This is a genomic window from Embleya sp. NPDC056575 (genome assembly GCF_042793325.1).
Lineage (GTDB): Bacteria > Actinomycetota > Actinomycetes > Streptomycetales > Streptomycetaceae > Embleya.
The window spans coordinates 122,040-135,297 of sequence record NZ_JBHTVA010000001.1; the positions used below are offsets into that span (position 1 = coordinate 122,040).

Below are 13,258 nucleotides of genomic sequence, written 5' to 3' on the forward strand. Positions count from 1 at the left end.
GCAACCTCCGTGGACGATACGGCTAGGTCACGGCGGCGGCCAAGCGTGTGCGCACCGTCTCCACGAACGTGCGCGCGTCGGCGGATTCCGGGTCGGCGAGGATCGCCTCGATCACGGAGCCGGACGCGTGCTTCGGGTCGAGCGCGCGCGCGTCCGCCGCGACGGCTCGTGCCCACCGCAGCGCCTCAGGGTTGTCCTCTGTCGCCGCGATCATCAACAGACCCACGAGTCCGTACCAGAGGTTCGCCCTGTCCGATGGGACCATGGCGTCCGACGAGTCCGCCTCGCCCAGCAGGGTCAGCGCTTCGAGGTAGACCTCGCGAAGCGCGTACGGCACCCCCCAGTTCCGCACCTGGTCCCGAATCAGCCGAGGCACCGTCGACTCCCGCGCGGGCGCGGCGAACGCCCGCTCCAGGTCGGCGAGTGCCCGCGTCCACTTGCCCTGCGTCAGACGGGCCGAGGCGAGCATCACGTGTGTCAGCCCGTCGGCCGACGGCGGGCCCGAGGCCAACAACGTTTCGGCATCGACGAAGTTGTGGGCCCGTACGAGCAGTGCGGCGCGGTGCAGCCGGCCGAGGTGGGCGCCCGTGGTCGGTGTCAGGACCGCGTCCAGGAGTTGCACCGCGTCGTGACTCGAGCCGGACTCGGTCGCCGCGCGGGCGAGTTCGATGAGCGGACGGCGCGGGCTCGCGGCCGCGAGCCCTGTCGCGTGTCCGGCCGCGGCCACCGCCTCCGTGCGGTGCCCCGCGGTGAGCAGCATGCGCCAATGCCAACACGAGAGTTCGAGGTGGTCCGGATGCCGGGCCGCGGCGGTCTGCGCGAGATCCAGGGCATCGGCGGCCCGGGCAAGCTTCACGGCGGCGTCGATGGCGACGAGGTAGGTGTGCGGTACGTCGTCGTACCCGTCGGCGAGCAGGCCGGTCGCCAGGGCGTCCGCACCGACGTGGTCCCCGTCCTCGTCGGCGATGGCCATCGCCGCTTCGCGGCCCACGCGGTGCGTCGGGTCGGCCGCCAGGATCGCGGTGACCAGTGCGCGGGCCTGCTCGCCCGCCGCCCTGGGCCACGTGTGTCCCCACCGTTTCGCCTCCCGCCACAGGGTCTGCGCCAATCGCGCCTGCTCGGTGAGGAGTTCGCCGTCGTTCCCGGCGGCTCCCGGCACGTTGAGGCGGGGGCGCCCGACGGCGAAGCAGGCCAGTGCGTGGACATCGGCCAACTGCTCGCAGAAGCCGTTGGTCTCGATGTCTCGGATCACATCGCGGACGGCCCTCGGTGACGGATCCAGACGCAGACAGCTCGTCAGCAGGCCGCGCGCCTCCTCGATCTTCCCGAGCCGCAGCTTGACCAGTGCCATGTCCGCCAGGTTGTCGGTACTGTGCGGGGCGCGGGCAAGGGCCTCCGCCAGCGCGGCCTCCGCGTCCGACCAGCGCTTGTTCGCGCTGTATATGCGAGCGCGGACCTGGTACCCCGCGCCGCCGTGCGGATCCAGCCGAATGGCCTCGTCGGCCGCCGCGAGCGCTTCGTCCGTGCGGCCCGGGAACAGGGCCAGAATCCTGCCCAGCAACGTCCACATGTCGGCGGCATCGGGGGCGAGTTCGACGGCGCGGCGGGCGTGCGACTCGGCCTCGGCCCTGCGTCGCTGATGGAAGCGGATCCACCCGAAGCGCCGATGGCCCTCCCGGTGGTTGGGGTAGCGGGCGACGAGCAGGGCGGCGACCTCGGCGGCCTCGTTCGGACGGTTGTCGAGATCCAACAACCACGCCAGCTGTGACAGACCGCCGAAGTGGTCGGGATCGGCCGCGAGGACGCGGCGCAGTACGGCCTCCGCGTCACCGTACCTGTGGATGTCGATCAGGTTTCGCGCCCGCTCGACGTCCTTGCCCAGTACGTCGCCGGCCCCGCCGACCGGCATCAGAGCAGCCTTTTCTCGCGGAGATAGGCGGCCAAATCGTCGTACGCGCCCCCTTCGTTCGCGAACAGCGCGACGGACTTGGCCGCCTCGAACCAGGAGGTGACCGAGGATTTCAACTCGCCCAGAGCGGCGTCGAAATCGGGCATGCCGATGAGCCGTACCTCGCCGGTGCGGATCGAGTCGACGAGCGCCTTCTCGGCGGCCGACTCGCACAGGTGCGCCAGGTCCGCTCCGGAATAGCCCTCGGTGCGCCCGGCGAGCGACGGCACATCGATCTCGCGGATCGGACGGTCTTGGAGGTGGAAGCGCAGGATCTCCTCACGGGCGGGCGAGTCCGGGGGCAGGACCAGCAGGGTGCGGTCGAAGCGGCCGGGGCGGCGCAGCGCGGGATCGACATCCCACGGGCTGTTGGTGGCGCCGAGTACGAACACGCCCTCGTTTCCGGCGTCGACGGAATCCAGCTCCTGGAGGAACTGGTTGACGGTGGTGCGCATGGCGCTGCTGTGCAGTTGGCTCCGGCGCCTGCCCAGGGCGTCGATCTCGTCGAAGAACAGCACGCAGGGGGCGTGGCGGCGCGCGGCCACGAAGATCTCGTGCATGTTCCGTTCGGAGTTGCCGATCCACATGTCCAGCACGTCCGAGATGCCGACCGAGACGAACGACGCGCCCAGTTCGCCGGCCACCGCTCGCGCGATGAACGTCTTGCCGCAACCCGGCGGACCGTACAGCAGGAGGCCGCCGCGCAGCGACTTGCCGTACATGCGGCGTAGTTCGGGGTTGCGCATGGGGGCGAGGAACGCGCTGTCGAGGCGGTCCTTGACGTGTTGGAGGCCGCCCACGTCGGCGAGTGTGACGGTGGGGCGCTCGGTCTCGAACGTGTCGGCGGGGCCGTGCTCGTCGTGGTTGGCGACCCGAAAGCGCTCGGGCTGCGGGGTGTCGCCCAGATCGTTCTCGGCGGCCGACCAGTCGAAGGAAGCCGTCGACGCGTCGGTCGGGGGCGGGGACGGCTCGGCGGCGGCGGGGCGCGCGGCCTCGGCCGGCGCGGAGCCCGCAGCCCGATCAACGGCCACGGCCATCAGATCACGCGCCGCGACCGAATCCGGATCCAGCTTCAGCGCCTCGGCGATCTCCATGACGGCGTCCACCGCGGCTCCCCCGGCGATCAGGGCTTCCGCGAGATGCAGGCGGTATTCGGGCCGATCGGGCGCCGCCGCGACCGCTTGCCGCAATGCCTCCACCAGGGGACTCTCGGCAGAACCTGCGACCGACATGCGACCTCCTCCGTGGACTCCGCAGGAAGCTATCCGCACGGAGCGGCCCGGCACGACGCTCCCGCGCTATCCGGCCGGTCGGCGCGGCGAAATCCGCGCTCGACGTACAGCGACGCCTCGGTGACGGCGCGACGCGCCCTGATGCGCGCGCTACTGAGGTTTTCGTCGTGATGTCGTGGGCGGTTGAAGATCCCTGCGCTATGCCGTGGATATGCGGTATACGCAGGGTGGCGGGTTGACTCCCAAGGAACGCGCGGCTCGGGAGCGGTTGCGGTTGGACGCCGCCGACCACGACTGGCCGACGGTCGTCCAACTGCCGAGCCCGGTAGACGACGCGGAGCACTCCTCGACGGCGGCGCGCGGCACCGGGATGGGGCCGACTCCTCGTCTGCGGCGGCCATCGGGCTCCCCTGTCCGCCGGACCGGTTCAGGCCTGTCGGGCGAACCCGGCGAGTACCTGCGGGATGGCAAGCCGCCGCGATGCGAAGTGGTCCACCGGGCCGACGTTCACGACCCGTACGGACGCGGCGCGTTCGGTCAGGCGGCGGGCGCAGTTCTCGGTGTTCGCGAACGGGACCGTATGGTCGGCGGCGCCACCGAACAGCACGACGGGTACCGAAGGCGTCCACGAGCAGGTCGCGTCGTTGGCCCGCAGCGCGGCTGCGAGCGCATCGTCGGGCTGTTGCAGCCGGGCCACGAACTCGGCCCGGAACAGCCCTTCCAGGGTGTCGGGGAGCCGGTCGAGCACGTCCTTGTCGGGCAGTTTGCCGGCGAACAGGTTCGTCACGTTCTCGACCTGATCCGCGCGGAAGACCTCCGCCGGATTCCGGTACAGACCGTAGATGGGGCCCCAGGCGAGCATGAGGTAGGCCAGCGAGAGGTTGGTTTCCTTGCCCTGGTACGCGAGCGCGGCGGGCCGCATGACCCCGTCGAAGTCGTAGGGGCCGGCCACCGGGGCAAGCGCGCCGAGCCGCAGGTGCGGATCCGCGCCGCCGTCCAACGACCGCGCCAGTGCCATCGCCGCGTGGCCGCCCTGGGAGAACCCGGTGACCAGCACCCGTTCGTCGAGCCGGAGGTGGGCCCGATCCGCCAACCGGCGGGCGGCGCGGATCAGGTCCAGGGAGGCCGTCGCCTCCGAGGCGGCGTGCTCGTAGGGATGGAAGCCGGGGCCGCTGCCCAGGCCGAGATAGTCGGGTGCGACGGTGAAGTGGCCCGCGCTCGCGAAGTACAGCGGATAGGTCAGGTTGTCGTGCGCGTTCGACCCGCTCGGCGCGCCCGCACGCTCGACGGTGGTGCCGTGCTCGTACACGACCACCCGCTGCGCGCGGGGGGCGCCCCTGGGGATCGCAACGACACCGCTCGCCACGGTCGGCCGTCCCTGGGGATCGATGGTGCGATAGCGGACCCGGTGGACGTCGATCGGGTGGCGGGCGTCGGTTTCGGGCAATTGCTCGGCCTTGAGCACGTCCCGCACCTCCGCGCGCGTCAACCGCTCGACGTGGTGGGACAGGAGGGTCCCGCGGCCGGTCCCGTCGCCCCCGGTCCCGTTGCCGCCGGCCGCCGACGCCGCGGGAACCGCTCCCGAACACGCCAGGAGGACACCGACACACACGGCGCCCGCACCCCGGGCAACCCGCTTGTACCGCAAACCGATTCCGATACCGATTCTGATTCCGCGCGATCCGCGCCGTAAGGATTCCATGCCTCCACGGTAGGAATTCCACTTCCCTCGATCACTCCACCGAGGCCCACGAACGATCGGGGGGTAACTCCAGCACGGGCACACCGGGAGACCGGAGGGCCGGAGGGCCGGAGAGCCGTACGTCAGGGGGCGTTTCAGGGGGAGAATGTTCCGGGTGGAGGAGACGTGGGTGCCCGGGTACCCGATCGACATGCGTTCGGAACATCAGCGGGATCGGGCGCGGGAGGACTACGTGTTGTCCGATTTCGAGTACTCGGCCGGTCGGGTGCTCGCGCGGTGCACCGGGGAGCGGGTGGTTCGACGTCGCCACACGATGGGCCACGGACTGACGGGCCCGGGGCCGGCTGTGCTCGCCCGTCGGGACGGCGTGAGCCGTGAACCGGGGCAGTCGGCACAGCGTTCGGGGCAGGCGGTCCTCCTCGCGCGTCGGTGGTCGCGCAGCGGCCCCCTCCTGGTGGTGCCGTCGAAACTCCCAGAGGTCGCGTGTGTGGCGGAGAACGTTCGTCCGGCCTTCTGCGAGTGCGGACAGCCCTGGTCCCGCCTTCGTTCGGCCGCCGGGTCGAACCGACGGGTGGGGAGGGCGTGTTCTCCACACGAGGCGTTGCTCCTCGGCGTCGGCCGACGAGGCATAGGCGGCGACGCTCACCTCCTTGCCGGCCGGCGGCGCCGGCGCGGGACCTCAGTAGTCCGGCAGCGTGCGGCCCAGCTTGCGCAATAGGTGGGTGAGTGTGGCCTGTTCGTCGGGGGTCAGGCCGGCGAGGAGGTTCGACTCGTTGTGGAGGTGTTCGCCGACAAGGGCGTCGATCAACTCCCGGCCCCGGTCGGTGAGTCGGATCAGCCGGCCTCGGGCGTCGCCCTCGGCGGCGCGGCGGGTGACCAGGCCGGCGCGTTCGAGGCGGTCGACACGTTTGGTCACCGCGCCCGAGGTGACCATCGTCGAACCGCTCAGCTCACCGGCGTTCAGCTCGAACGGCGCACCGGAGCGGCGCAGCGTGGCCAGGACGTCGAACTCGCCCCGGCCCATGTCGTATCGGCCGAAGACCCGGAGCAGCCGCTCCTCCAACGCCCAGTGCAGGCGCGAGATCCGGCCGACCACATGCATCGGGCTCGGATCGAGGTCGGGCCGCTCACGACGCCACTGGCCGACGATGCGATCGAGGGCATCGGCGTCCTGGGGCGAAACGGGGGCGGCGGGGGGCTCGGCGGGGTCCTGGGCCATGCTTGACGATCCTTTCCACGGAAAGTAATCTGTTTTCCATGGAAAGTATCTAGGCCGTCACGCCTGGACACAAATCGGCGACCCCGCTTCCCCACCCCCCAGCCTCCCTCCCGCCCGTGCGGCGCCCTTTTTCGGCATGCCCGAAATCCCGAAACCCCCGAAACCCCCACCGGAAAGCAGAAATGACACCGAACGCACATCCCCACTCGGCCCTGCGGTCGTGGCTGGGCGTCGCGGTCATCACCGCGAGCCTGTTCACCTTCGTCACCACCGAACTCATGCCCGTCGGCCTGCTCACCCCGGTCGGCTCCAGCCTGGACATCTCGGTGGGCGTCGCCGGGCTGATGGTCACGCTGTACGGCGTCTCGGCCGGCCTCGGCGTCCCGTTCATCGTCGCCTGGACCCGCCGGGTCAACCGGCGCACGCTGCTCACCGTGCTGCTCGCGGTATTGGCGCTGGGCAACCTGATCACCGCGATCGCGCCCAACTACCCGCTCGTCCTGGCCGCACGGCTGGTCATGGGCTTCGCCAACGGCGTCTTCTGGGCCATCGGCGTGAGCATGGCGATGCGTCTGGTCCCCGAACACCAGGCGAACCGCGCGGCGGCGGTGGCGCTTTCCGGCATCTCGATCGCCACGGTGGTCGGCATCCCGCTGGGCACCTTCCTGGAGGATCTGACGAGTTGGCGAACCACGTTCCTGATCTGGAGCGGCCTGAGCGCGGTGGTCTTCCTCGCCGTCGCGGTCACCGTCCCCTCGCTGCCGTCGCAGAACGCGGTGCCGGCCCGGGAGGTCTTCGGCCTGGCGGTCAAGAACGTTCCGCTGCGGCTGGTGATGATCACCGTCGTGCTGTACGTCCTCGGGCACTTCGGGGCGTACACCTTCGTCCGGCCGTTCCTGGAGGAGAAGTCGTCGGCCACTCCGGGCTTCGTCACCGCGCTGCTGATCGTGTACGGAATCGGCGGCGCGGCAGGCAACTTCGCCGCCGGGTACACCGTCGGCAAACGCCTGCACGCCACCTTCGTCGTCGCCCTCGCCGGAATCGTGGCGGCCCTCGTACTCCTGCTGACCATCGGCCGCTCGCGCACCGGCGCGATCATCGCCCTGGCCCTGTGGGGCGTCTGCTTCGGCGCGGTGAACCTGTGCCAGATCAACCTGACGCTGGCCGCCGCACCGGACACCTTCGAGGCGGCCATGTCCATCAACACCCTCGGCTACAACACCTCCATCGCCCTCGGCGCGCTGTTCGGCGGCCTGCTCACCGACCACGTGGGCGTCGCCGGCGCCGTCGGCTTCGGCGTGGCCCTGACCACGGCCGCGCTGGCCCTCACCCTCGCCACCCGCCGCACCGGCGAGCGGACCCCGTCCGACACCGATGGCGATACCCCGACGACCGAAGCGGAACGGCAGGCGCTGCCTGCCCGGTAGACGGGTGAACTCGGCCACGCAGACGGCGAGTTGAGCGCCGAAGGGTGGAGATGGAGGCCGATCTGTCCCGTCGACCGAACACACCGAGTCGCCGTCGCAGGTCTGCCTTTTCGGGTCCGCCCGCATACCCGGGAGCAGGCGCGGGGCAACAGAGAGCCATTCCGGCGAACGCACGGATTCCCCGGGTGCGATGCGCCACGGCTCGGACGGCACCACAACCGGAAACGGCGGCGGCTCTCACCGGCCGGCTCGAACGTGACTTCCGTGCGGGCGGGTTCCTCTCGTACGTTGGACGGGTCGCGCCGGGGCAGGGAACGTCGTACGCGCATGTCCCGGTGCCACAGCCGGACTTCGGCCCGGGCATGCGCGCCGGGTCGAGGGGGAACCGTGAACCGCACCGAGTGGATCGGCTTCGTTCGGCTGGCCCGGTTACGGTTCCTGCTCTACAACATGCTGCCCGTCGCGCTCGGCGGGGCGGTGGCGGTGCACGAGGGGCATCGCATCGACCTCGGTTGGTACGCGCTGGCCCAGGGCTTCGCGTGGGTCACCCACCTGATGACGCACTACTGCAACGAATACTTCGACCTCGACGCGGACCGCGCCAACCGCTACCACACACCCTGGACCGGCGGCAGCCGCGCCTTGGTCGACGGCCTGGTCCGGCCGATCGTCTCGCTGTCCACCGCCTTCGTACTGCTCGCCGGCGCCGTGTTCGTCGCCGTCGCGATGCCCACGCTGCCCACCCGCCTGACGGCCGCCGCCGGCATCACGCTCGCGTGGTTCTACACCGCGCCGCCGCTGCGGCTGAACTATCGCGGACTGGGCGAACTGACCGTGGCCGTCGGCCTCAACGGGATCTGGCCGATCGTGGCGGTATCGCTGCTCGCGGGCGGCGTCCCCGGGCTGATCCTGCTGATCCTGGCCCCGACCGCGCTGTTGCAGGCGGCGCGGATGATGGTGATGAACCTCGCCGACATCGAGTCCGACGCCCGGGTCGGCAAACGCACCCTGCCGGTCCTGCTCGGACCGCGCCGGGTCATCGTGATCTTCACGCTGTGTCAGATCACGGCCTACGCGGCGCTCGTCGTGTTCGCGCTTGCGGGATGGGTCCCCTGGCCGGTTTGCGCGGCGATGGCGGGCACGGCGCCGCTGTCGGTGTGGCTGGTGGGCCGGCTGCGGTCCGGTGCGCTCGCCGACCACGACCCGCGCCGGATGACGCCCGTGGTGTTCTGGGCTTCCAACCACGTCGCCCTGATCGTGTGCGCGGCGCTGGTCGGCACACTGGCCGAAACGGCAACGGATCCGCAGGTCAACGACGGTATGGCCGGCTCGCTGAGCTTCCTGACCGCGATCCTGGCCGGCTTCCTCGTGTTGTTCGGCGTACGCCTGGTCATGGCGCTGCGTCGGCTGCGCCGGGTGGACGAAATCGCCCCGATCCCGTGCCCCGCCGAGAAGGCCTCGACCTGAACCCGGTCGGGTCGGGCAGCGTCCAAGATCGTAATCTGGGCGTATGTCCGACGAGCTTTCCCCGTCGCCCGAATCCGAGGCGGTGCGGGATTCCCCGCTGATTCGGAGCCTGCGTTCGGCCGTCGACGCGGCGCCCCGAGATCTGCCGCTGCGCCTGCATTTGGCCCAACTGCTGCTCGACACCGGGCATTTGGACGCCGCCGTCGGCGAGACGGCGGTCGCGCTCAGCCAGGCGCCGGCGGACCCGGAGGCGCGGGCGCTGATGGCGCGCGCGATGGGCGGCGCGGCGCCGGCCGCCGCGGAGGCACCGGCCGCATCCCCCGCCGCTCCCCCGCAGCCGCCCCGCGCGGCCGGTTTCGACTGGGCCGCCGCCGAGGAGGAGGTCGAGGGCGTCGTCCCGCCGCGCTTCGTCGCGCCGCAGGCCCCGGCCACCCCCGAGGCTCCCCTCGCCGCCGACGGCTCCGGCGACCCCGGCGACGCGAGCGCGTGGGACGTCGAGGCCCCCGAGGGGTTGCGGCTCGCCGACGTCGGCGGCATGCAGGAGGTCAAGGACCGCCTGGAGGCCGCGTTCCTGGCCCCGATGCGCAACCCCGAACTGCGCCGGCTCTACGGCAAGAGCCTGCGCGGCGGCCTGCTCCTGTACGGGCCGCCCGGCTGCGGGAAGACGTTCATCGCCCGCGCCGTCGCCGGCGAACTGGGCGCGAACTTCATCTCGGTGTCGATCAGCGACGTGCTGGACATGTGGATCGGCAACTCCGAGCGCAACATGCACGAGGTGTTCGCCACCGCCCGCCGCAAGGCGCCGTGCGTGGTCTTCCTCGACGAGTTGGACGCGCTCGGCGCCAAGCGCAGCCGTACCCAACACGGCGGCCTGCGCAACACCGTCAACCAACTGCTCACCGAACTGGACGGCGTCGGCGACGTCAACGAGGGCGTGTTCGTGCTTGCCGCGACCAACGTGCCCTGGGACGTCGACCTCGCGCTGCGCCGCCCCGGCAGACTCGACCGCACGCTGCTCGTCCTGCCGCCCGACCGCCCGGCGCGCGAGGCGATCCTGCGCTACCACCTGAGCCAACGCCCGATCGCCTCGGTCGACCTGGGCAAGCTGGTCAAGATCACCGACGGCTTCTCCGGCGCCGACCTCGCGCACGTGTGCGAGAGCGCCGCCGAGTCCGCGCTGCTCGACTCCGCGCGAACCGGCTCGGTCCGGATGATCGGCATGGCCGACCTGCTTGCGGCGGCGAAGGCGATCCGGCCCTCCACGGAGGCATGGTTCGCCACGGCGCGCAACGTCGCGATGTTCGCCAACGACGGCGGAACCTACGACGACCTGCTCGGCTACCTGCGAAAGAACGGCAAGCTGTGACCGAGCACCCGCTCGTCGAACAGGCCAGGGCGCTGCTGACGCTCGACCGGGACGAGGAGGCGGGCGAACTGCTCGCCCGGCGGCTGGCCGAGGACCCGGACGATGTCCGCGCGTGGGTGCAACTGGCCTATGTGCACCAGGCGTTGGGTCGGGACGAGGAGGTACTGACCGCCACCGCTGCGGCGTTGGCCCTCGTGCCGGACGACTACGAGGCGCTGATCGTGCGGGCGTACGCGCTGCGCCGGTCGACGCGGCGCGAGGAGGCGGAGGCCGCCGCGCGCACCGCGATCGGGCTCGCGCCCGAGTTGTGGAACGGATACGCGGCGCTGTCCGAGGCGTTGACCGCGTGGCAGGAGCGCTGGCCGGAGGCGTTCGACGCGGCCTCGACGGCGGTGCGGTTCGGCCCGGAGGCGGTCAACGCCCACCGCGCGTTGTGGAAGGCGTCCCTGCTGGTGGGCCGCAACGACGTACGTGCCCGGGCCGTGCGCGAAGTGTTGCGCCTGGACCCGCAGAACGCCTGGGCGTTGGCCGAACTCGCCGACCAGGCCGAGTACGACGCCGCCCGCGCACCCCTGATCGGCGCCGGCGCCAAGCTCACCGCCTCCGCCGACGCCGCCGCCACGGCGCTGGTCGCCGACCCGAACTCGGAGCGCTTGCGCAAGCAGATCGACGCGGCCGTGTTCCGCATGTTGCGCGGGACCCGCTGGATCGCCCTGGTCTGCCTGGTCCTGGCCGCGCTCGCGGCCCGGGTCTTCCCCACCGGCGACGACGCCACGTCGTTGCCCGCCCCGCTCGGCACCCGCGTCTGGGCGCTGACCCTGATGGCCCTGGCCTGGGCCTTCGGCGCCTGGCGCCGCTACCGCCGGTTGCGCACGGGGGTGCGGCTCAGCATGTGGTCGCTGGTGCGCCGGGTCGGCTGGGCCCGCCTGGTGGTGGGGCAATCCGCGTGGATCACCACCACCGCCGTGGTGATCGCGCTGACCCCGTGGTCCGACCGGCTGATCCCGCAGATCCTGTTCTGGGTGGCCCTGGTGCCCGCCCTCCTGCTGATCCGGTTGGAACGCGCGGCCGCACGCTGACGGCGGCTCCCGGTCGGGCCGGGGTCAGCGCCCGACCGCGTAGCCCTGTAAGCCGCGTGAGTCCGCCGCCGCCGACAGCACGCCCGTGTGGGGATCGCGCGCGACCGCGCACAGACGGCCCTGGGACCACGGCTCGTCGACCGTGACCAGGTGGCCCCGCTCGCGCAGTGCGGCGACGGCCTTTTCGCCGAGGCGGGATTCGACCGTGAGGCTGCCGGGGCTCATCGTGCGGGGGTGGAACGAGCCGGGGAAGCTCGCGGTGTGCCAGTTGGGGGCGTCGATCGCGGCCTGGAGGTCGAGGCCGCCGAGGGCCACGGCGAGGAAGAAGTGCAGGGACCACTGGTCCTGCTGGTCGCCGCCCGGCGTGCCGAAGGCCAGCACGGGCACGCCGTCGCGCACGGCGATCGACGGGGACAGCGTGGTCCGGGGCCGGCGGCCCGGGGTGAGCGAGTTGGGCAGGCCGGGCTCCAGCCAGGCCATCTGGAGCCGGGTGCCGAGCGGGAAGCCGAGTCCGGGTATCGCCGGGCTGGACTGGAGCCAGCCGCCGCTGGGCGTCGCGGAGACCAGGTTGCCCCAGCGGTCGGCGACGTCGAGGTGGCAGGTGTCGCCCCGGGTCGCCCCGTCGGCGCGAACGGTCGGCTCGCCGGTGCCGGGCGGCCGGGTCGACGCGGCCGGCGCCTCGCCCCGCGCCACCGGCAGGCCGGGCAGGCGCGGGACGCGGCCGCCGGGGCCGCCGGGGCGCAGTTCGTGGGATGCCCGTGCGTCGATCAGCATGCGCCGGGCGGCGTTGTACCCGCCCGCCAGCAGCTCGTCCAGCGGCACCGGCGCGGCGTCGCCGTACCAGGCCTCCCGGTCGGCCATGGCGAGCTTGGTGCCCTCGACCAGGGTGTGTACGTACTCGGGGTCGTCGTAGTCGAACCCGTCGGGCAGCAGCGCGAGTTGCTGGAGGAAGACCGGGCCCTGGCTCCACGCGCCGGGCTTGTACACGGTCCAGCCCCGCCAGTCGTGGCCGGCCGGCTCCTCGTAGTGGGCCGCATATCGCACGAGGTCGTCACCCACGAGGGTGGAGGCGTGGCGCCGTCCCGAGGTGTCCATCGCGGGCTTCGCGGCGAAGTCGGCGACGGCCTCGCCGATGAAGCCCTCGCGCCAGATCCGCCGGGCCGCCTCGATCTCCGCCTCGCGCGTGCCGCCCGCGCATGCGCGCAGCAGCGTGCGCCAGGTGCGGGCCAGGGCGGGGTTGCGGAAGAGCGTCCCGGTTGGCGGTGCGGGCAGGTACACCTCGGCCGAACTGGTCCACTCGGTCTCGAACTGCTCGCGCATCCGCGCCACGGTCGCGGCGAGCAGCGGCGAGACGGGGTGTCCCGACTCGGCGTAGCCGATCGCGTACGTCAGCACCTCGGCGAGCGGCTTCGTCCCGTGGTCGCGCAGCAGCGTAAGCCACGCGTCGAAGGAGCCCGGCACGGCGGCGGCCAGCGGCCCGGTCCCGGGCACGAGGTCGAGGCCGAGGGAGCGGTAGTGCCCGATGGTGGCCCCCTGCGGCGCGGGCCCCTGGCCGCACAACACCCGGACCGCGCCGCCCGTCGGGGCGAGGATGATCGGCACCTCCCCGGCCGGCCCGTTCAGGTGCGGCTGCACGACCTGGAGCACGAAGCCGGCCGCCACCGCCGCGTCGAACGCGTTGCCGCCGTCCTCCAGGACCGCCATCGCCGACTGCGACGCGAGCCAGTGGGTGGTCGACACGACGCCGAAGGTCCCCCGTACGGTCGGCCGGCTCGTCCAGTCGCTCATCGCGCCTCCTCCGCGCCGGGCGTCCCGGCC

9 protein-coding genes are annotated in these 13,258 nt (G+C 72.0%); 4 read left to right on the forward strand and 5 right to left on the reverse strand.

The annotated features are described in order from the left end of the window. Positions 1 to 22 precede the first annotated feature (22 nt). From ACFRCG_RS00560 to ACFRCG_RS00575, 4 genes are all read right to left on the reverse strand, one after another. Positions 23 to 1,909, reverse strand: coding sequence for a tetratricopeptide repeat protein (locus ACFRCG_RS00560; RefSeq protein ID WP_380027133.1), 1,887 nt, complete (start codon positions 1,907 to 1,909; stop codon positions 23 to 25). Beyond that, positions 1,909 to 3,180 (reverse strand): AAA family ATPase, encoded by a 1,272-nt coding sequence (locus ACFRCG_RS00565; RefSeq protein WP_380027135.1) that lies wholly within the window; start codon positions 3,178 to 3,180, stop codon positions 1,909 to 1,911. Before ACFRCG_RS00565 ends, ACFRCG_RS00560 begins: the two co-directional genes overlap by 1 nt. A 427-nt stretch (positions 3,181 to 3,607) precedes the next feature. Next, entirely contained in the window at positions 3,608 to 4,792 is a 1,185-nt protein-coding gene (locus tag ACFRCG_RS00570) for a lipase family protein (protein WP_380027138.1), read from the reverse strand. A 769-nt stretch (positions 4,793 to 5,561) separates the two neighbouring features. Continuing rightward, positions 5,562 to 6,101, reverse strand: coding sequence for a MarR family winged helix-turn-helix transcriptional regulator (locus ACFRCG_RS00575; RefSeq protein WP_380027140.1), 540 nt, complete (start codon positions 6,099 to 6,101; stop codon positions 5,562 to 5,564). Between the two features lie 182 nt (positions 6,102 to 6,283). Here ACFRCG_RS00575 and ACFRCG_RS00580 point away from each other — a divergent pair, with 182 nt between their 5' ends. The 4 genes from ACFRCG_RS00580 to ACFRCG_RS00595 all read left to right on the forward strand — a co-directional run bounded on the left by ACFRCG_RS00580 (position 6,284) and on the right by ACFRCG_RS00595 (position 11,440). Then, positions 6,284 to 7,528: an MFS transporter gene (locus tag ACFRCG_RS00580; protein WP_380027142.1), complete on the forward strand. Its 1,245-nt coding sequence runs from the start codon at positions 6,284 to 6,286 to the stop codon at positions 7,526 to 7,528. A 387-nt stretch (positions 7,529 to 7,915) separates the two neighbouring features. Beyond that, positions 7,916 to 8,995 (forward strand): prenyltransferase, encoded by a 1,080-nt coding sequence (locus ACFRCG_RS00585; protein ID WP_380027145.1) that lies wholly within the window; start codon positions 7,916 to 7,918, stop codon positions 8,993 to 8,995. 43 nt (positions 8,996 to 9,038) lie between these two features. Further along, positions 9,039 to 10,361, forward strand: coding sequence for an ATP-binding protein (locus ACFRCG_RS00590; protein ID WP_380027147.1), 1,323 nt, complete (start codon positions 9,039 to 9,041; stop codon positions 10,359 to 10,361). Continuing rightward, positions 10,358 to 11,440, forward strand: a complete 1,083-nt coding sequence (locus ACFRCG_RS00595) for a translation initiation factor IF-2 (RefSeq protein ID WP_380027148.1) — start codon at positions 10,358 to 10,360, stop codon at positions 11,438 to 11,440. The genes ACFRCG_RS00590 and ACFRCG_RS00595 overlap by 4 nt, the downstream gene beginning before the upstream one ends. A 24-nt stretch (positions 11,441 to 11,464) precedes the next feature. Here ACFRCG_RS00595 and ACFRCG_RS00600 read toward each other — a convergent pair whose 3' ends face one another. After that, positions 11,465 to 13,228: a gamma-glutamyltransferase family protein gene (locus tag ACFRCG_RS00600; protein WP_380027150.1), complete on the reverse strand. Its 1,764-nt coding sequence runs from the start codon at positions 13,226 to 13,228 to the stop codon at positions 11,465 to 11,467. Positions 13,229 to 13,258 lie beyond the last annotated feature (30 nt).